Source organism: Azospirillum sp. CT11-132, from assembly GCF_047302835.1.
In the GTDB taxonomy this organism is placed as follows: Bacteria; Pseudomonadota; Alphaproteobacteria; order Azospirillales; family Azospirillaceae; genus Azospirillum.
The window spans coordinates 397,794-416,542 of the sequence record NZ_JBGLZA010000009.1; the positions used below are offsets into that span (position 1 = coordinate 397,794).

The window sequence follows — 18,749 nt, forward strand, 5'->3', positions numbered from 1 at the left end:
AGTGGCCTCCACTCCTTGAACGTATCCGCGGACACCCATGCACCTGCTCGCCGCCCGCCAGGACGAACTGGACGCCGGCCCCCAGGCGGAAGATCTGGGGCAGACGCCGGCCGACCTCGTCATGCTGTCCTTTTCCGACAGCGACCTGACCGCGCTCGCCACCGCGTGGCGCTCGGCACGCGACCGGCTGCCCAGCCTCCGGCTCGCCAACCTCAACCGGCTCGGTCACCCCCTGTCGGTCGATCTCTACGCCGAGAACATCGTTGCCAAGGCGAAACTGGTGGTCCTGCGTCTGCTCGGCGGCAGCGGCTATTGGCGTTACGGCCTCGACCGCCTCTCCGCGCTCTGCCGCGAGCGCAACATCCCGCTGGCCGTCCTGCCCGGCGAGGCGCAGCCCGACCCCAACCTCACCGCCTACGGCACGGTCCCGCCAGACGCCGCCGACCGCCTCTGGCGCTACTTCACCGAGGGCGGCCCGGCCAACATGGCCCATCTGCTGGCCTGCGCCGCGACGCTGGCCGGCAAGCCCCTGCCCCATGACGACCCCGCCCCGGTCCCGCGTTTCGGCGCCTATGACGGCTGGAGCGGTGCCATCCCCGCCGACGCTCCCGTCGCCGCGGTGGTCTTCTACCGCTCCCACCTGCTGGCCGGAGACCTTGCGCCGGTCCACGCGCTCTGTGACGCCTTGGCCACGCGCGGCCTCGCCCCCCGTCCGCTGTTCGTCGCCAGCCTGAAAGAGCCGGACTGTGCCGCGTGGATGCGCGCCAGCCTGACCGCGCAGAACGCCGCCGTGGTCGTCAACACCACCGCCTTCTCGGCGGCGCGCGATGACGGCTCGCCGCTGGAGGCCAACGGCAGTCCGGTCCTGCAGGCCATCCTCTCCACCACGCCGGAAGCCGGCTGGCAGGCCTCATCGCGCGGGCTGGGTCCGTCCGACCTCGCGATGAACGTCGTGCTGCCGGAGATGGACGGCCGCATCATCGCCCGCGCCATCGCCTTCAAGGCGGTGGGCGACCCCGACCCCGACCTGCAATTCGCCGCGCCCGTACTGCGCCCAATCCCCGACCGGGTGGCCTTCACCGCCGACCTCGCGGCCAGCTGGGTCCGCCTGTCCCGCACCGCTCGGGCGGAGCGGCGGTTGGCGCTGGTGCTGTCCGACTATCCCGGTCCCGGCGGCGGAATCGGCCATGCCGTGGGCCTCGACAGTCCGGCCAGCACGGTGGCGATCCTCCACCACCTGTCCGCCGAGGGCTACAGCCTGTCCGCAATTCCAGACAGCGGCGCGGAGCTGATGGCAACCCTCACCGCCACGCCCACCCCGACCCTGTCGCTGGCCGAATACGAGCGCCTCGCCCCGCCGGAGCTGCGTGCTCGCATCGCCGAGACCTGGGGCGAACCCGCCACCGATCCGGCCTGCCGCGACGGAACCTTCGCCTTCCGCGTTTTGCCCTGCGGCAACGCCGTGGTGGCGGTGCAGCCCAGCCGCGGCCACGGTGCCCTGACCACCGCCCAGCACCACGACCCCGACACCCCGCCCAGCCATGGTTATCTCGCCTTTTACCTGTGGCTGCGCCATGCCGTCGGCATCCATGCCCTGGTGCAGATCGGCGCCCACGGCACGCTGGAATGGCTGCCGGGCAAGGCGGTGGCGCTGTCGGCCGACTGCTGGCCGGAGATCGTCGGCGGCGCCCTGCCGACCCTTTATCCCTTCATCGTCAACAATCCCGGCGAGGGCGTGCAGGCCCGCCGCCGCCTGGGCGCCGTTCTGATCGGTCACCTGACCCCGCCGCCGGTGGAATCCGGCCTCTACGGCGACCTCGCCGCACTGGAAACCGCCATCGACGAATATTCGCAGGCGACCGGGCTGGATCCGCGGCGGCTGGGCATGCTGCGCGAGACAATCCTCGACCTCGCCTGGAAATCCGGTGTCGCCGCCGACTGCAATCTGCGCCCCGACGACGATCCCGACGCCATCCTGTCGCGGCTGGACGCCCATCTCTGCGACATCAAGGAGTTGCAGATCCGCGACGGTCTGCATGTCTTCGGCCAAAGCCCGACCGGCGAGCGCCGCGACCGCCTGACCGCCGCCGTCGCCCGCACGGCAGATCCGCTTGCCGTCGCCAGCGCCGTCGATGCCTGCGGCGAGGCGGAAATGCGGGCGCTGCTCGACGGGCTGGACGGCCGCTTCGTCCGTCCCGGTCCCGGCGGCTCGCCGGCGCGCGGGCGGGCGGACACGCTGCCGACCGGCCGCAACCTCTATGCGCTCGACCCGCGCGGGGTGCCGACGCCGACCGCCTGGACGCTGGGCTGGCAGGCGGCGGATGCGCTGATCACCCGCTATCTTCAGGACCATGGCGACTGGCCGCGCCGGCTGGTGGTGGATTGCTGGGGCACCCCGGCCATGCGCACCGGCGGCGACGAGCTGGCCCAGGCGTTGGCCCTGCTCGGTGTCCGCCCGATCTGGGAGAACGGCTCCGGCCGCGTCACCGGCTACGAGATCATGCCGGCCGGCGTGCTCGGCCGTCCACGGGTGGACGTGACGCTGCGCATTTCCGGCCTGTTCCGCGACGTCTTCCCGCAGCAGATCGCCCTGTTCGACCAGGCGGTGCGCGCCGTCGCCGGGCTGGATGAACCCGACGATACCAACCCGCTGGCCGCCACCGCGCGGGCGGAGGAACAGCGCCTCGCAGCATCCGGCACCGCTGCGGAAGATGCCCGCCGCTGGGCCACCGCCCGCATCTTCGGCGCCGCGCCCGGAATCTACGGCACTGCGCTGTCCGGCATGATCGCGCGCGGCGACTGGACGGCGCGGGCCGATTTCGGCGCCGCCTATCTGGAGGGCGGCTGCCACGCCTATGGCGCCGGGCTGGAGGGCGTCCCCCTGCCCGCCTTGTTCCGCCGGCGGGTTGGCGGTGCCGACGCGCTGGTCCACCACCAGGACCAGCGCGAGCATGACGTGCTGTCCACCGATGGCTTCATGCAGTTCGAGGGTGGATTCGCCGCCGCCGCCGCGCTGGAGGACTCCGAACCGGCGCTCTATCATCTCGACAGCGCCGATCCGGAAAAGCTCGCCGTCCGCACCCTGGCGGAGGAGATCGCCCGCACCCTGCGCGGCCGGGCGGCCAATCCGCGCTGGATCCAGGGGATGATGCGCCACGGCTATCGCGGGGCGGCGGAACTGGCGGCCGGCGTCGACACGCTGTTCGCCTTCGCTGCCACCACCGACGCCGTACGTCCCGCCCATTTCGATCAGCTGTATGACGCGTACGTCGAGGATGCGGAGGTGTGGGACTTCCTGTCGCATGCCAATCCTGCCGCCGCCCGGCACATTCTGGCGCGCATGAGCGAGGCGCTCGACCGCGGCCTATGGCATCCCCGCCGCAATTCCACCGCGGAGGATTTGGCCGAGGATCTGCGGCGCCTCCGGGAGACCGCCGTATGACCAACCCTGTCGCCAACCAGCCGAGACGCCGCGGCACCTGCCCCGGCGTGCTGGCGCCAATGCAGGTCGGCGACGGATTTCTGCTGCGCGTCCGCGTCCCCGCCGGCGTGCTGCCGGCCGAGCATGCCCGCCGCATCGCGGATTTGGGGGATCGTTACGGCAACGGTCTGATCGACCTCAGCCAGCGCGGCAATCTTCAACTGCGCGGCATTACCGCCGACGCGCTGGAGCCGGTGACCGACGCCCTGCGCGCCATGGGCTACGTCTCCAGCGATGCAGCGAGCGAGGCGGTGCGCAATGTGCTGTGCTCCCCCACCGCCGGGCTGGACCTCACGGCGGCGATGGACGTACGGGCGGTGGCGCGTACGCTCGACGCACGGCTGGCGGAGGACACGGCTCTGCGCGGCCTGCCGTCGAAATTCGGTTGGCTGGTCTGCGGTGGCGGGATCGGCCATCTGGCGGACAGCAGCACGGACGTACGCTTCGACGCGGTGGACGCGGAGCGATTTCGGGTGTCGCTGGGCGGCACGCTGGCGAAGGCCGCGCCGCTGGGACTGTGCCGGGCCGACGATGTGGCGAATGTGGGGTCGGCGCTGGGACGTGCTTTCCTGGACCTGCGCGCGTCATTGCCGGAACCGCCGCGCCGCATGGCCGGCTTGGCCTCGGCAATCGGCACGGAGCCTTTCGCAACGCGCCTCTCCCCGCTGATATCCCCTCCCCCGCCCAGCTCTCGCACAAAGCTCCGCTTTGTGCTGACGCGGCAGGCGGACCGTAGGTCCGCTGAGAGCGGGGAGGGTCAGGGTGGGGGCAAGTGTCGCATCTCATGGATCTCTTCGGCTCCGCCGAACCCCCTCATCCTAACCTTCTCCCCGGGGGGGAGAAGGAATCCTGCGTTGGGAAGGCGCCGGCCTTCCTCACCACCGCCTTCCCCTTCGGCCGTCTCACCGCCGGCACCCTCGCCGCGCTCGCCTCCGCCTGCACCGAGATTCGCATCACCCCCTGGCGCGCCCTCCTCCTCGTCGCCCCTGCCGCCGACGCCGAAGGCATTGCCAAAGCCCACGGCGCCATCCTGTCCCACACCGACCGCCGGCTGAAGCTGACCGCCTGCAGCGGCGCCGGCGGCTGCGATGTCGGCACCACCGACACTCATGCGACCGCGCTTGCCATCGCCGACCGCGCAGGCCCCTTGCTGGACCATGTGCGAATGGTGCATGTGTCGGGCTGCGCCAAGGGCTGCGCCCATCCCGCCATCGCCGATGTCACCCTGACCGCCCGCGACGGCGTGTATGACGTCGCCCTGAACGCCAAACCCGGTGATGCCGTCCCGCATACCGGCCTGTCTCCCGCCGACGCCGTGGCCCGCGTCGCGGATCTGTTGACCGAGGAGTCCACCGGTGCCTGAGCCGCTCTACGACTATATCCGCGACGGAGCGGCCATCTACCGCCAGTCCTTCGCCACCATCCGGGCGGAGGCCGACCTGTCCGCCATCCCGGACGACCTGAAGCCGGTGGCGGTGCGCGTCATCCACGCCTGCGGCATGGTCGATGCGGCCCGGGATCTGCTGTTCTCCACCGATGTCGGCACCGCCGCCCGTGCCGCCCTGCGATCCGGTGCGCCGATCCTGTGCGACAGCGAGATGGTCGCCCATGGCGTGACCCGTGCCCGCCTGCCGGCCGACAATGCCGTGATCTGCACCCTGCGCGATCCCGCAGTCCCCGATCTGGCGAAGACCATCGGCAACACCCGCTCCGCTGCGGCGCTCGACCTGTGGGGCGAGCGGCTGGGCGGATCGGTGGTCGCCATCGGCAACGCGCCGACCGCGCTGTTCTACCTGCTGGAACTGCTGGCGGCCGGCGCGCCGAAACCGGCGGCGATCCTAGGGTTCCCGGTCGGCTTCGTCGGCGCGATGGAAAGCAAGGAGGCGTTGGCCGAGAACCCCTTCGCTGTCCCCTATCTGGCGATCCGCGGCCGGCGCGGCGGCAGCGCCATGGCCGCCGCCGCCGTCAACGCCCTGGCGAGCGACGTGGAATGAGCAGCGAGACCTCCCCCACCCCCAATCCCCCCACCTTGGGCACCCTGTTCGGCGTCGGCGTCGGCCCCGGCGATCCGGAGCTGATGACGCTGAAGGCGGTGCGCACCATCGGCGCCTGTCCGGTGGTCGCCTATTTCTGCAAGCGCGGCACCCGCGGCCAGGCCCGCCGCATCGCCGATCAGGCCATCACCGCCGACCAGATCGAGCTGCCGATGGTCTATCCGGTGACGGTGGAGTTGCCGCCGACCCACCCGGACTATGGCCGCCAGATCGAGGCCTTCTTCGACGAGTCCGCCGGGCGCATCGCGGAGCATCTCGCCGCCGGGCGTTCGGTCGCCGCGCTGAACGAGGGGGATCCGTTCTTCTACGGCTCCTTCATGCATCTGTTCCTGCGGCTGTCCGGCCGGTTCGCGACGGAGGTCATCCCCGGCGTCACCAGCATGGTGTGCAGCGCCTCCCTGCTGCCGCGCCCGCTGATGCTGCGCGACGACGTGCTGTCGGTGATCCCCGGCACGCTGGACGAGGAGTCGCTGGTCCGCGCCCTGACCGCCGCCGACGCCTGCGTGGTGATGAAGCTGGGCCAGAACCTGCCCAAGGTCCGCCGCGCCATCGCCGCCGCCGGGCTGGCCGAGCGGGCATGGTACGTGGAGCGCGCCAGCATGGACGAACAGCGCTTCATGCCTTTCCTGGAGGCGCCGGACGTCGCCCCCTACTTCTCCCAGATCGTCATTCCGGGCGAGGGCAAGCGCGGATGAGCGGCCCTGAAAACAATGGCTGGCTGAAGGTTGTGGGCTTGGGGCCGGGCCCCGAGGACTGGCTGACGCCGGAGGCAAGGCGCGATCTGGCCGAGGCGACCGACCTCGTCGGCTATTTCCCGTATGTCGAGCGCGTGCCGCCGGGAAATCAGGTGCGCCACGCCTCCGACAACCGGGTGGAACTGGATCGCGCCCGCTTTGCGCTGGATCTGGCGGCGCAGGGCCGGCGGGTGGCGGTGGTGTCGGGCGGCGATCCCGGCATCTTCGCCATGGCCGCCGCCATCTTCGAGGCGCTGGACGATCCGGCAGCCCCAGAGGCGTGGCATGCGTTGCATCTCTCGGTCGATCCCGGCGTTTCGGCCATGCAGGCGGCAGCCGCGCGGGCCGGGGCGCCGCTGGGGCATGATTTCTGCGCCATTTCTTTGTCCGACAATCTGAAGCCGTGGGAGGTGGTGCTGAAGCGCCTGCGTCTGGCGGCGGAGGCGGATTTCGTCATCGCGCTCTACAACCCGATCTCCCGCGCCCGGCCCTGGCAGCTGGGTGCCGCCTTCGACTCCCTGCGCGACATCCGCGCGCCTGAGACCCCCATCGTGCTGGGCCGTGCCGTCGGCCGCCATGATGAGGAACTGACGGTGACGACGCTTGGCGAGGTGCGGGCGGAGCAGGCGGACATGCGCACGCTGGTCATCATCGGCGCCTCGCACACCCGCTTCGTGGCGCGGGCGGATGGCGGGCGCTGGGTGTATACGCCCCGGCATTATCGGGGGTGAGGATGGGTGTGACGACCAACCCGCCGCGAGTAACCCTCTCCCCCCCGGGGAGAGGGCTGGGTGAGGGGGACACGTGGCGTGGATTCTCGGGAAGTCATGCGGCGCATCCCCCTCACCCCGACCCTCTCCCCGGGGGGGAGAGGGAGAATCCGCGGGGGGGAGCCTCACACCCCCTCCAACCATCCCACCGCCGCCTCCACGTCGTGCAGTTCCGCCACGCCGTTGCCGGCCGGCCGCTCCACCATCACCACCGGCAGGCCCAACTCCCGCGCGGCTTGCAGCTTGGCGTCAGTCGCCCGTCCGCCGCTGTTCTTGCTCACCACCACCTCAATCCGCTCCCCGCGCATCAGCGCCAGTTCGCCCTCCACGGTGAACGGCCCACGGTCGAGGATCAGTCTCATGCGCGGCAGGGCCGGCATCGGCTCCGGCGGATCGACGGCACGGATCAGGTAGCGCTTGTCGGGCATCGCCTCGAAGGCCGCGACCTCCTGCCGGCCAATGGTCAGGAACACGGTATCGCCCAGATCGCGCAAGGCCTGCGCCGCCGCCGCCATGTCCGGCACGCCGATCCAGCGGTCGCCCGGCCCCGCCATCCAGGCCGGCCGGGTCAGCACACGCAGAGGCACACCGACCCGCGTGCAGGCCGCGGCGGCATTGGGGGAGATCTGGTCCGCAAAGGGATGCGTCGCGTCGATCACCGCCCCGATACCCTCGGCACGCAAATAGTCGGCCAAACCCTCCCCCCCGCCGAAGCCGCCGATGCGGGTCGGCAGCGGCGGCAGCACCGGGTTCTTCGTGCGGCCGGCCAGCGACACGCGGGCGTCGATGCGCGGATGGCCGGCCAGCCGCTTGGCCAACGCCGTCGCCTCCGTCGTGCCGCCCAGGATCAGCACCTTGACCATCAGCGCCTTGACCATGTCCCCCTCCCCACCCGTCAGGATAGGCGCCATGGATAGCATGGGAACGGCCCGCTGGCTCAGCATCGTCGGCATCGGTGAGGATGGCTGGGACGGTTTGTCGCCCGCCGCCCGCGCGTCGGTGGAAAGCGCGGCCATCCTTTATGGCGGCAGCCGCCACCTCGATCTCGTGCCGGTCGTTGCGGGACAGGAACGGTTGCCCTGGCCGTCGCCGATGACCGACGCCTTCCCCGGCCTGATGGCGCGGCGTGGGCAGCGGGTCTGTGTGCTGGCGAGCGGCGATCCCTCCTGGTACGGGGTGGGCGCCACGCTGTCGCGGCTCGTTCCGGCTGCGGAAACGACGGTGATTCCGTCCGCCTCCGCCTTCAGCCTCGCCGCCTCCCGCCTCGGCTGGCCCTTGCAGGACTGCCGCTGCCTGACCGTCCATGGCCGTCCGCTGGAACAGGTTGTTCCGCATCTGCAACCGAACGCCAAGCTGCTGCTTCTTTCCTGGGACGGAACGACTCCGGCCAAGCTCGCCGCCCTGCTGCGCGCCCGTGGTTTCGGCGCCTCGCGCCTGACGGTGCTGGAGGCGATGGGCGGCCCGCGCGAGAGCCGGCTGGAGGCCACCGCCGATGCCTGGAGCGCAGAGCGGGTCGCCGACCTCAACACCATCGCGCTGGACTGCGTCCCCGCCCCCGGTGCCCGCATCCTGCCGCTGGCACCCGGCCTGCCCGACGACTGGTTCGAGCATGACGGCCAGATCACCAAGCGCGAGGTGCGCGCCGTCACCCTGTCATTCCTGGCGCCGCGCCGGGGGGAGCTGCTGTGGGATGTCGGCGCCGGGTCGGGCTCCATCGGCATCGAATGGATGCTGAGCGACCCCGCCAACCGCGCCATCGCCGTCGAACACCACCCGGAGCGCATCGCCCGCATCCTCGCCAACGCCGCCAACCTCGGCGTTCCGGGCCTGCAACTGGCGCGGGGCAAGGCTCCGGCGGCGCTGGACGGTCTGGAGCGGCCGGACGCCATCTTCATCGGCGGCGGGCTGACCGCGGATGGCGTGCTGGCGGCCTGCTGGAACGCCCTGCCTCCCGGAGGACGGATCGCCGCCAACGCGGTGACGCTGGAAAGCGAGGCGGTGCTGTTCGACGCGCACAAACGGCTGGGCGGCGAGCTGACCCAGATTTCGGTGGCCCGCGCCTCGGCGGTCGGCGGCTTCCGCGGCTGGCGGGCGGCCATGCCGGTCACGCTGTGGCGGGCCGAAAAGCCTTATACCGAAAAGCCGTATGCGGAGGGCACATGGACCGCCTGACGTCGGATGCCCTGCTGTTCGGCCCGGTCTTCGTCGGGCTGGGCTGCCGCCGCGGCTGCGGCTGGGAGGAGATCGCCGGTCTGGTCGCCGCCGCCTTCGACGAAGCGGCCCTGCCCGATGCCGCGCGCCAGTTGGCTGCATTGGCCGCCCCGGCGATGAAGGCCGACGAGGCCGGATTGGCGGAAGCCGCCCGCGCGCTCGGCCTGCCGCTGCGCTTCATCGATGAGGATGCGATGCTGGCCGCGCAGGACCGCGTCCATACCCGCTCCGCCACCGTGCTGGCCGCCGTCGGGCTGGCCTCGGTCGCGGAGGCTGCGGCGCTGGCCGCCGCCGGGCCGGGTTCGCGCCTGCTGCTGCCGCGCCGCTCCACCCCCCGCGCCACCGTGGCGCTCGCCTTGCCTGCCGTCGCCCTATTGGAGACCCGTTCATGACCGTCCATTTCATCGGTGCCGGACCGGGCGCTCCCGACCTGCTGACCCTGCGCGGCCGCGACCTGATCGCGCGCTGCCCGGTCTGCCTCTATGCCGGATCGCTGGTCCCGAAAGAGATCATCGCCCACGCCCCCGCCGATGCGCGGATCATCGACACCGCTCCACTGACGCTGGAGGAGATCGTCGCCGAGTTCCAGGCCGCCCACGCCGCCGGTCAGGACGTGGCGCGGCTGCATTCCGGCGACCTGTCGGTCTACAGCGCGCTGGGCGAGCAGACCCGCGCGCTGCGGGAGTTGGGCATCCCCTATACCATCACCCCCGGCGTGCCGGCCTTCGCCGCCGCGTCGGCCGCGCTTGGGCGGGAGCTGACCCTGCCGGAGGTCAGCCAGACGCTGATCCTGACCCGCACCGAGGGGCGCGCCTCGGCCATGCCGGCCAACGAGACGCTGGAGGTGCTGGGCGCGTCGGGCGCCACGCTGGCGATTCACCTGTCGATCCACGTCATCGACCGGGTGGTGGAGCGGCTGACCCCGCTCTACGGCGCCGATTGCCCGGCCACGGTGGTCTACCGCGCGACATGGCCGGACGAGCGGGTGCTGCGCGGCACGCTGGCCGACATCGCGGCGCAGGTCGCGGCCTCAACGATGGAACGCACCGCGCTGATCCTGGTCGGCCCGGCGCTGGGCCATGAGGAGTTCCGCTGCAGCGCGCTGTATGACGGCAGCCATGTGCGCCGTTACCGGGGGCTGGGGGAGTGAGCGCTTCCGACGATGCGCCCCTGGCGGTCGGTGACCAGCACCTCGACCGCGACCGGCGCATCCTCCAGCACATCCTGCGCGGCGCGGCGGGCCAGCTCGGCCACATGATCGGCCAGCGGCAGGCCGGCGGCATCCGCCAAGCCCAGCACCTGCGCCGCCGTGTTGGCGCCGCGCGCCTGCGCGATCAGGTCCGGCCCCGCGCCGAGATCCGCCAAGCGATCGGCCAGCCACTCGAAATCGACGCTGTTGCGTTTGCTGTGCAAATCCATCAGCCCGCGCGCCAGCTTGCCGAACTTGGCGAAGCCGCCGCACAGGGTCAGGCGCGGGATGGGGTGCCGGCGCAGATACTTCAGCGTGCCGCCGACGAAGTCGCCCATGTCGATCAGCGCCTGTTCGGACAGGCCATAGCGCGCGACCACCGCCTTTTCCGACAGATCGCCAGTGCAGGCCGCGACATGGGTCAGCCCGGCGGCCCGCGCCACGTCGACGCCGCGCTGGATCGAGGCGATCCAGGCTGCACAGGAATAGGGCACGACGATCCCCGTCGTCCCCAGGATCGACAGCCCGCCGAGAATGCCGAGCCGCCCGTTCATGGTGCGCTTGGCGAGCTGTTCCCCATTTTCCACCCCGACCTCGACCACCACGTCAGCCGGCTGGCCGGCATCGGCCGCCGCCTCTCCCACCGCCTGCGCGATCATGCGGCGCGGCACCGGGTTGATCGCCGGCTCGCCGACGGCCAGCGGCAGGCCGGGCAGGGTCACGGTGCCGACGCCGGCGCCGGCGCGGAATGTCACGCCGCTGCCGGACGCACCGCGCCACACCCGCGCCCGAACCAGCGCGCCATGGGTCACGTCGGGATCGTCGCCGGCATCCTTGACCACGCCGGCCAAGGTCCAGGGTCCGTCCGCCCCCTCCCCCTGCTCCGTCACCGCCAGGGCGAAGGCCGGAGTCTGGCCGCCGGGCAGGGTCACGGTCACCGGATCGGGGAACTCCCCGCCGAACAGAGCCTCTGCCGCCGCCCGCGCCGCGGCGGTGGCGCAGGTTCCCGTCGTCCAGCCGCGGCGCAAGGGTGTAGCATGCTCCGGCATGCCGTCTCCGCCCTCGGCCCCGCCATCCGTCTTTCCGCCTTCCAGCCCCGAGTCCGCGTTCATGTCGTTTGAGTCGTCCATTCCCGAAAGCGTCCTGGTCCCCTTTGCCCCCGGCAGCGTCTGGCTGGCCGGGTCCGGCCCCGGCGACCCCGGCCTGCTCACCCTGCTGGCCCTGCAAGGTCTAAGGCAAGCCGACGTCATCGTCCATGACGCGCTGGTCGGCGAACGGATCATGGCGCTCGCCAGCCCGTCGGCAAGGCTGGAGTTCGCCGGAAAGCGCGGCGGCCGCCCCTCCGCCCACCAGGACGACATCACCAACCGCCTGATCGAGCTGGCGAAGGAGGGTCACCGCGTCCTGCGCCTGAAGGGCGGCGACCCCTTCGTCTTCGGCCGCGGCGGCGAGGAGGCGCAGGCGCTGGCGGCGGAGGGCATCCCCTTCCGCATCGTGCCGGGCATCACCTCCGGCATCGCCGGCCCGGCCTATGCCGGCATCCCGGCGACCCACCGCGACACCAACCAGGCGGTGATCCTGGCGACCGGCCATTCGCTGGGCGGCGGGCCGGACTGGCGGGCGCTGGCCGCCACCAAGGCGCCGCTGATCCTCTATATGGGCTGGAAGGCGCTGCCGACCATCGCGGCGGAGCTGATGGCCGGCGGCCTGTCCGCCGACACTCCCGTCGGCGTGGTGACGGAGGCGACGACCGCCAACCAGAAAAGCCTCGTCACATCCCTCGGCAGCTGCGTCGCCGATCTGGCGGCCAGCGACCTGGAGCCGCCGGCCATCATCGTGATCGGCGAGGTGGTTCGGCTGCGCCCGGCGCTGGAATGGCTTCCCACCCAAACGGCGCTGCAAAATGTCAGGGGGAAGAATGACTGACGGCCTGATCATCGCCGCCCCGGCCTCGGGCACCGGCAAGACGACGCTGACGCTGGGCCTGCTGGCGGCGCTCCGCGCCCGCGGCGTCGCGGTCGGGGCGGTGAAGTCGGGGCCGGACTATATCGACCCGGCCTTCCACCGCGCCGCCACCGGCCGGCCGAGCGTGAACCTCGACACCTGGGCGATGGGGCCGGACCTGCTGGACGGGCTGGCCGCCCGCGCCGCCGAGGGCGCCGACCTGCTGGTCTGCGAGGCGCTGATGGGCCTGTTCGACGGCGTCGCCGGGGTCGGCGCCACCGGCACCGGATCGACGGGGGAGATCGCGGCACGCACCGGCTGGCCGGTCCTGCTGGTGGTGAACGCCAAGGGCCAGTCGCAGTCGGCCGCAGCCCTGGTCAAGGGCTTCGCCACCTACCGCGACGACGTGACCATCGGCGGCGTCGTGCTGAACAATGTCGGCAGCCCCCGCCACACCGCGCTGGCCGGCAACGCCATCGAGGCGCTGGGCATTCCCTTGCTGGGCGCCCTGCCCCGTGCACCCGACCTCAGCCTGCCCGAGCGTCATCTCGGCCTCGTCCAGGCCGACGAGACGGAGGGGCTGGCTGACCGGCTGGCGGCGTTGGGCCGCTTCGTCGCCGAGCATGTCGATCTCGACCGCGTCGTCGCGCTGGCCAAGCCGTCACGGGCCGGACGCGGCAGCGACGACCCCGCCCTGCCGCCGCTGGGGCAGCGGGTCGCCATCGCACGGGACGCCGCCTTCACCTTCGTCTATCCGCACCTGACCGCCGGCTGGCAGGCCGCGGGGGCGGAGTTGCGCTTCTTCTCCCCGCTGGCGGACGAGGCGCCGCCGGAGGATGCGGACGCCGTCTATCTGCCCGGCGGCTATCCGGAGTTGCATGCCGGCCGCCTCGCCGCCAACCACATCTTCCGCGATGGCCTGCGTGCGGCGGCGGAGCGGGTGCCGGTCTTTGGCGAATGCGGTGGCTACATGGTGATGGGGGAGACGCTGGAGGATGCCGACGGCGTCACCCACCCGATGACCGGGCTGCTGGGGGTGCGCACCTCCTTCGCCAAGCGGCGGCTGCATCTGGGCTATCGCCGGGCGGCGCTGCTGGCCGACGGGCCGCTGGGTTCGGCCGGCACGGCGCTGATGGGGCACGAGTTCCACTATGCCTCGACGCTGTCGCGCGGTGACGACGCGCCGCTGCTGCATGCGACGGCGGCGGATGGCGGCGACCTTGGGCCGCTGGGCAGCCGGCGCGGGCTGGCGCTGGGGTCTTTCGTCCACCTGATCGCGCGGGGGTGACGTTGGAAGAGGATTTCACCCCGGCGGAGCGCGACGCGCTGTACAAGGCGATCTTCTCCCGCCGCGACGTGCGTGGGCAGTTCCGCCCCGACCCGGTGCCCGACGAGGTTCTGAACCGCGTCCTGCTGGCCGCCCATCACGCGCCGTCGGTCGGTTTCATGCAGCCGTGGAACTTCATCGTCATCACCGACCCGGCCGTGAAATCGCGCATCCACGCCGACTTCGCCCGCGCCACCGAAGAAGCGGCGGCGATGTTCGAGGGTGAGCGCCGCAGCCTCTACAGCCGCCTGAAACTGGAGGGCATCCGCGAGGCGCCGGTGAATCTCTGCATTACCTGCGATCGCGAGCGCTCCGGCCCGGTGGTGCTGGGCCGCACCCACATGCCGGCGATGGACCTCTACAGCTGCGTCTGCGCCGTGCAGAATTTGTGGCTGGCGGCAAGAGCGGAAGGGCTGGGGGTTGGCTGGGTCAGCATCCTGCACGAGGATGCGCTGAAGGCGGCGCTCGGCATCCCGGAACGGATCGTGCCGATCGCCTATCTCTGCATCGGCCACGTCACCCATTTCGAGGCGACGCCGGAACTGGAAACCAAAGGCTGGCGCAAGCGCCTGCCGCTGGAGGATCTGGTGTTCAGGGACCGGTGGGAGGAAACCATACCCTCTCCCCCCCGGGGAGAGGGTTAGGGTGAGGGGGTCGCGCGGCAGCCCTTCCCAAAAATCCTGAAATGCATCCCCCTCACCCCGGCCCTCTCCCCGGGGGGGAGAGGGAGATGACGCGCGCCAAAAATGCATCCTCCGGCCCCGCAGTCACAACCGGCCTTGCCGCCATCAGCAATTGCAGCAGCGCCGTGTGCAGGTCCGTGCAGGCGGACAGATCCACCCGCGGCGCGGCGGTCGCCTCCAGCCATTCGGCGAGCGGCAGGGCGTCCTCCACCGTGCAGGCGGCCTCGAAACGGGCGAGGTCGGCGTCATAGCGGATCGGCATCACAACAGCTCCCGCAAATCGAGCACCAGGATCAGCCGGCCGTCGCCCAGGACCGCCGTGCCGGCATAGCCGCGCAAGCCGCGCAAAACACCGGTCATCGGGCGCAGCACCACGTCGGCGCGCTCGCCGACATCGTCCACCGCCACCGCGACCGGCCCGTCGCCCAGTTCGGCCAGCACCACGCAAACGGTCTCGCGCACCCGTTCGTCGTCGGGCTGGGCCAGCAGGCGGCGCAGGCGGACCAGCGGCACCACCCGGTCGCGCAGCACGACGCTTTCCGCCCGCTTCACCGAGCGGATCTCGGCCCGCGGCACCCGCTGGACGCCGCCGACCAGCGCCACCGGGATGCCGTAGAGCGATCCCGCCGCCTCCACCACCACGACGCGGGTGATGCTGAGCGTCAGCGGCAGCGACAGCCGCACCTGCGTGCCGCTGCCGGGGGTCGAGGCGACCTCCACCCGGCCGCCGGCGCGTTCCACCGCCGCCCGCACCGCATCCATGCCGACGCCGCGGCCGGACAGGTCGGACACGCTGCCGGCGGTGCTGAAGCCGGGGGCGAAGACCAGCCGCACCGCGTCGGCGTCGTTCAGAGCGGCCGCGGCGTTCGGCTCAAGCAGTCCCTTTGCGACGGCGGCGCGACGCATCGCCGCCGGGTCGATGCCGACACCGTCGTCCGACACCTCCACCACCACACCGCCCTTGTCCTGGAAGGCGCGGACCCGCAGCGTGCCGGCCGGCGGCTTGCCGGATGCAGCCCGCCGCTCCGGCGTCTCGATGCCGTGGTCCAGCGCGTTGCGCACCAGATGCAGCAATGGCTCGCCCAGCACGTCGAGGATGTCCTTGTCGGCCTCCGTCTCCGCGCCTTCCAGCACCAGCTCGACCGTCTTGTCCAGCCGGCGGGCGGTGTCGCGCACCAGCCGGGGCAGTGGATCGAACACGCGCGCCAGCGGCAGCAGCCGAAGCCGCAGCGCCGCATGGCGCAGGTCGCCGACCAGACTGTCCAGCCGGGCGGAAAAGCTCTTCAGGTCGCGGGCCATCTCGCCGTCCCCGGCGCGGCGGACCAGCGATCCCAATTGTCCCTTCACCACCGACAGCTCGCCGACCAGCGCCATCAGCGCGTCCATCCGTTCCGGCTCCACCCGCAGGGCGCGGCGGGGGACAGGTGCGGTGGCAGGCTGCGGCTCGGCCATCGCCGGCTTTTCCACAGGTCCATCGGCCAGGAAGCGGCGCAGCGTGCGGGCGTCGGCACAGGCGGCACCCACGGCGTCGCGCTTCGTCGGCCGCCCCAGCGCCGTCAGGATCGCGGCGACCGCCCGCGCCACCGCGGCGCGGCGGGAGTCTCGTTCGGCGGGGCTGCCGGGCAGGTCGAGGATGCGCGCCTGCTCCTCCAGCATCGCCGCCGCAAGCGAATCCGGCGGCGCGGCAGCAGGCACCGCCACGGCAGGAGATACGGCGGCAGACGCCAGTGTGACGCTGCCGATCCGCACCTGATCGGGCACGCTTCGGAAGACCGGCGTCACCGCCTCCACCCTGGCGCCGCTCAGGGCGCGAAAGCGCAGGATGCAGCGGTAGGGGTCCATCCGGGCCAAAGGCGGCAGCGGCTCCGCCGGTTCGATCCGCAGCAGCCGGAGGTCGGGCACCCGGCGGAACAGCGCCAGCGGGTCGTCGCCGGTGAAGAAGCACTCCGGATCGGGCCTGTAGTCGATGACGGTCAGCGCGCCATCGCCCACGGCGGCCCGCTCCTCCACCGTCAGCGCCGCCACCCAGGGGAAAGCGTCCGCCTTGCCACCGGAAGCCGCCGCACCGGCCGTCGTCTCGCCCCCCGCCAGTCCGCGGGCCAGCGTCTCCGCCGCCTCCGCCGCATCGGCGGGCAGTGCGCCCGCCTCCTCCAGCGCCGCCACCCAGCGGGCGCACTGGTCGAGAGCGCGGAACAGCAAGTCGGCGAGATCGGGCGTCATGGCGCGGTGGCCGTCGCGCAGCAGCGACAGCGTGTCTTCCCCGGCATGGACCAGCAGGGTGAAGGGTGGCATGTCGAACAGCGCGCTCGACCCCTTCAGCGTGTGGAAGGCGCGGAACAGCTCGTCCACCGACGCGCGGTCGGCCGGGTCGCGCTCCAGCGCCAGCAGGGCGGCACCGGCAGTCTCCAGCAGCTCGTGCGCTTCGACGACGAACTGGTCGAACAGATCGTTCATAGCACGCCCTCCGTGTCGGGAGGCCGCCCGGTCAGCAGCCGCGCCGCCTCCACCAGCACCTCCGGTCGCGGCGGCTTGACGATGTACCAGTTGGCGCCGGCCAGCAGGGCCTGCTCGCGGTCGCTGTCCTTCGATTCGGTGCTGATCATGATGGCGGGCACGTCGCGCAGGCTCGGATCGCGGCGGAGGACGCGCAGCATGGTGTAGCCGTCCATCTTGCGCATGTTGACGTCGACGATCACCAGATCCGGCGGTGCGGCCATCGCCCGCTCCAGCCCTTCGATGCCGTTCACCGCCTCGTCCACCACGAAGCCGTCGGCCTCCAGCACGCGGCGGCTGAAGGCGCGCACGGTCACGGCGTCGTCCACCACCAGAACACGCGGCCCGCTCATGACGTACCCCCGTCCGCCGGCTTCTGATAGAGGATGGCGTCGGGGAAGCGGCGCGGAACGAACAGCGAGGACATGCGGCTCATGCTTTCCGAATGGCCGAGGCAGACGAAGCCGCCCGGCGCAAGGGCATCGTAGAACATGCTCGCCGCCTCCCGTCGGCCCAGATCGTCGAAGTAGATCAGCAGGTTGCGGCAAAAGATCACGTCGATCCCGCGAAAGGCCCTCACCTGCTGCGGGTCGGCGATGTTGACCAGAGAGAAATCGACGGACTCCCGCAGATCCTCGACGATCTGCCAGCGCGGCCCGCCGGCATCCGCCGCGCCCCGCACGGGCTGGAAATACTTGGCGCGCAGATGGGCCGGCAGCCCCTGCAGGGCGCGCTCGTCATAGATGCCCTCGCGCGCGCGTTCCAGAACCGCGCTGTCGATGTCCGACGCCAGCAGCTCGATCTCGTAATCGTCCACCCGGCGCCAGTTTTCCAGCAGCATGATCGCGATGGAATAGGGTTCCTCCCCGGTGGCGCAGCCGGCCGACCAGATGCGCAGCCGCGCCCCCTTCGGCCGTCCGCGCACCAGCTCGTCGAGGACGGAGTTCACCAGACAGTCGAGCTGATACTTCTCGCGGAAGAAATAGGTCTCGTTCACCGTCATCAGGTTGACGAGCCGCTGAAGCTCCTCCCCCGATGCCTGGAAGCGCAGCAAATTCATATAGGCGCGCAGGCCCGTCGCGCCGACCGCCTGCATGCGGGCGGCGACGCGGCGGTCGACGAAATAACGCTTGGCCTCGGTAAAGGACAGGCCGGTGCGGTCCCGCAGGAATCCGCAGAGCGTCGCATACTCCTCCTGGGACAGGCCTTCCGGTTCGGCGTCGGTCACTCCCTTCACCGTCCCTGGAAACTGGAGCGGGCGGCGTCGACGGCGAAGGCGACGAAGGCGTCGTCGGGGAAGCGGCGGGCCAGCGTCTCCAGGCTGGACAGCGCTTCGGGACTTCCAGCCTCGGCCAGCGCCTCAACGGCGGCGAGGCAGACATTCACGTCGGCGTCGCGCTCCATCACCCTCGCCAGCCAGTCGGCGCGGCCGGAATGGGAGAGGCTGCCCAGCCCCTGCACCGCGAAGATGCGCAGGTCGGCGTCGGCATGGTCGAGCAGCGGCAGCAGCGCCGGGGCGGCGACCTCCGCCGGCATCTGCTGCAGGCTTTCCAGCGCCGCGTTGCGCAATGCCGCATCCTCGCGGTCGAGGAAGGGGACCAGCGCCGCCGCCGCCTCCGGCGTGGCGATGCGGGCGAGCGCGGTCAGGATGGCCTCGCGCACGCCGGCATCCCCCTCCGCCTGAAGCCGGTGGGCGAGCGCCGCCTCCGCGCCCGGCAGCGCCGCATGGCCCAGCGCATGGGCGGCATCGCGACGGACGGCGGTGTCGGCATCCTCGAGCGAGGCCAACGGGTCAGGCCGCGCGCCTGTCCCGGCCGGCGCAAGCTCCGGAGCGGCCTTCTTCTTCACCAGTCCCATGGCGTC

The 18,749-nt window shown here is 71.7% G+C and carries 18 protein-coding genes and 1 pseudogene; 12 read left to right on the forward strand and 7 right to left on the reverse strand.

The features are described from left to right. Positions 1-37 precede the first annotated feature (37 nt). The 6 genes and pseudogenes from cobN to cobJ all read left to right on the forward strand — a co-directional run bounded on the left by cobN (position 38) and on the right by cobJ (position 7,000). Positions 38-3,442 (forward strand): cobaltochelatase subunit CobN, encoded by a 3,405-nt coding sequence (gene cobN, locus ACCD06_RS33445; protein ID WP_413346700.1) that lies wholly within the window; start codon positions 38-40, stop codon positions 3,440-3,442. A 59-nt stretch (positions 3,443-3,501) separates the two neighbouring features. Beyond that, positions 3,502-3,636, forward strand: a pseudogene (locus tag ACCD06_RS33450) (precorrin-3B synthase); the annotation flags it as partial. Between the two features lie 617 nt (positions 3,637-4,253). Then, positions 4,254-4,844 (forward strand): hypothetical protein, encoded by a 591-nt coding sequence (locus ACCD06_RS33455; RefSeq protein ID WP_413347017.1) that lies wholly within the window; start codon positions 4,254-4,256, stop codon positions 4,842-4,844. After that, the gene (locus tag ACCD06_RS33460) at positions 4,837-5,475 is read left to right on the forward strand and encodes a precorrin-8X methylmutase (RefSeq protein WP_413346702.1); all 639 of its coding nucleotides are present in this window, start codon (positions 4,837-4,839) and stop codon (positions 5,473-5,475) included. Before ACCD06_RS33455 ends, ACCD06_RS33460 begins: the two co-directional genes overlap by 8 nt. Next, entirely contained in the window at positions 5,472-6,230 is a 759-nt protein-coding gene (locus tag ACCD06_RS33465) for a precorrin-2 C(20)-methyltransferase (protein WP_413346704.1), read from the forward strand. Before ACCD06_RS33460 ends, ACCD06_RS33465 begins: the two co-directional genes overlap by 4 nt. Continuing rightward, positions 6,227-7,000: a precorrin-3B C(17)-methyltransferase gene (gene cobJ, locus ACCD06_RS33470; RefSeq protein ID WP_413346706.1), complete on the forward strand. Its 774-nt coding sequence runs from the start codon at positions 6,227-6,229 to the stop codon at positions 6,998-7,000. The genes ACCD06_RS33465 and cobJ overlap by 4 nt, the downstream gene beginning before the upstream one ends. Before the next feature lie 164 nt (positions 7,001-7,164). Here cobJ and ACCD06_RS33475 read toward each other — a convergent pair whose 3' ends face one another. Next, positions 7,165-7,902 carry a cobalt-precorrin-6A reductase gene (locus tag ACCD06_RS33475; RefSeq protein ID WP_413347001.1) on the reverse strand — a complete coding sequence of 246 codons (738 nt, stop codon included), beginning with the start codon at positions 7,900-7,902 and terminating at the stop codon, positions 7,165-7,167. A 55-nt stretch (positions 7,903-7,957) separates the two neighbouring features. Between ACCD06_RS33475 and cbiE the strand changes: the two genes are divergently transcribed. From cbiE to cobM, 3 genes are read left to right on the forward strand one after another with little or no spacing between them, the layout of a single operon-like run. Beyond that, entirely contained in the window at positions 7,958-9,211 is a 1,254-nt protein-coding gene (cbiE, locus tag ACCD06_RS33480) for a precorrin-6y C5,15-methyltransferase (decarboxylating) subunit CbiE (protein ID WP_413347003.1), read from the forward strand. Beyond that, positions 9,199-9,642, forward strand: a complete 444-nt coding sequence (locus tag ACCD06_RS33485; RefSeq protein ID WP_109155625.1) for a cobalamin biosynthesis protein — start codon at positions 9,199-9,201, stop codon at positions 9,640-9,642. The genes cbiE and ACCD06_RS33485 overlap by 13 nt, the downstream gene beginning before the upstream one ends. Further along, positions 9,639-10,400 carry a precorrin-4 C(11)-methyltransferase gene (gene cobM, locus ACCD06_RS33490; RefSeq protein WP_413346708.1) on the forward strand — a complete coding sequence of 254 codons (762 nt, stop codon included), beginning with the start codon at positions 9,639-9,641 and terminating at the stop codon, positions 10,398-10,400. Before ACCD06_RS33485 ends, cobM begins: the two co-directional genes overlap by 4 nt. Here cobM and ACCD06_RS33495 read toward each other — a convergent pair. After that, complete coding sequence (locus ACCD06_RS33495; protein ID WP_413347005.1) at positions 10,379-11,488, reverse strand: cobalt-precorrin-5B (C(1))-methyltransferase; 1,110 nt, start codon at positions 11,486-11,488, stop codon at positions 10,379-10,381. The two genes, cobM and ACCD06_RS33495, sit on opposite strands and share 22 nt — an antisense overlap. Before the next feature lie 61 nt (positions 11,489-11,549). Here ACCD06_RS33495 and cobA point away from each other — a divergent pair, with 61 nt between their 5' ends. Genes cobA through bluB form a run of 3 tightly spaced genes read left to right on the forward strand, consistent with a single transcriptional unit; the run spans position 11,550 to position 14,354 of the window. After that, complete coding sequence (gene cobA / locus ACCD06_RS33500; protein ID WP_413346710.1) at positions 11,550-12,365, forward strand: uroporphyrinogen-III C-methyltransferase; 816 nt, start codon at positions 11,550-11,552, stop codon at positions 12,363-12,365. After that, a complete protein-coding gene (locus ACCD06_RS33505; RefSeq protein ID WP_413346712.1) occupies positions 12,358-13,671 on the forward strand; it encodes a cobyrinate a,c-diamide synthase in 1,314 nt (437 codons plus the stop codon). Before cobA ends, ACCD06_RS33505 begins: the two co-directional genes overlap by 8 nt. Positions 13,672-13,673: 2 nt before the next feature. After that, positions 13,674-14,354: a 5,6-dimethylbenzimidazole synthase gene (bluB, locus tag ACCD06_RS33510; RefSeq protein ID WP_413347007.1), complete on the forward strand. Its 681-nt coding sequence runs from the start codon at positions 13,674-13,676 to the stop codon at positions 14,352-14,354. Between the two features lie 52 nt (positions 14,355-14,406). Here bluB and ACCD06_RS33515 read toward each other — a convergent pair whose 3' ends face one another. From ACCD06_RS33515 to ACCD06_RS33535, 5 genes are read right to left on the reverse strand one after another with little or no spacing between them, the layout of a single operon-like run. Further along, positions 14,407-14,655: a hypothetical protein gene (locus tag ACCD06_RS33515; RefSeq protein WP_413346714.1), complete on the reverse strand. Its 249-nt coding sequence runs from the start codon at positions 14,653-14,655 to the stop codon at positions 14,407-14,409. Next, complete coding sequence (locus ACCD06_RS33520) at positions 14,655-16,847, reverse strand: chemotaxis protein CheA (protein WP_413346716.1); 2,193 nt, start codon at positions 16,845-16,847, stop codon at positions 14,655-14,657. The genes ACCD06_RS33515 and ACCD06_RS33520 overlap by 1 nt, the downstream gene beginning before the upstream one ends. Then, positions 16,844-17,239, reverse strand: coding sequence for a response regulator (locus tag ACCD06_RS33525; protein WP_109073236.1), 396 nt, complete (start codon positions 17,237-17,239; stop codon positions 16,844-16,846). Before ACCD06_RS33525 ends, ACCD06_RS33520 begins: the two co-directional genes overlap by 4 nt. Next, a complete protein-coding gene (locus ACCD06_RS33530; RefSeq protein WP_413346718.1) occupies positions 17,236-18,114 on the reverse strand; it encodes a CheR family methyltransferase in 879 nt (292 codons plus the stop codon). The genes ACCD06_RS33525 and ACCD06_RS33530 overlap by 4 nt, the downstream gene beginning before the upstream one ends. A gap of 5 nt (positions 18,115-18,119) precedes the next feature. After that, positions 18,120-18,743 carry a HEAT repeat domain-containing protein gene (locus ACCD06_RS33535; RefSeq protein WP_413346720.1) on the reverse strand — a complete coding sequence of 208 codons (624 nt, stop codon included), beginning with the start codon at positions 18,741-18,743 and terminating at the stop codon, positions 18,120-18,122. Between the last annotated feature and the right edge of the window lie 6 nt (positions 18,744-18,749).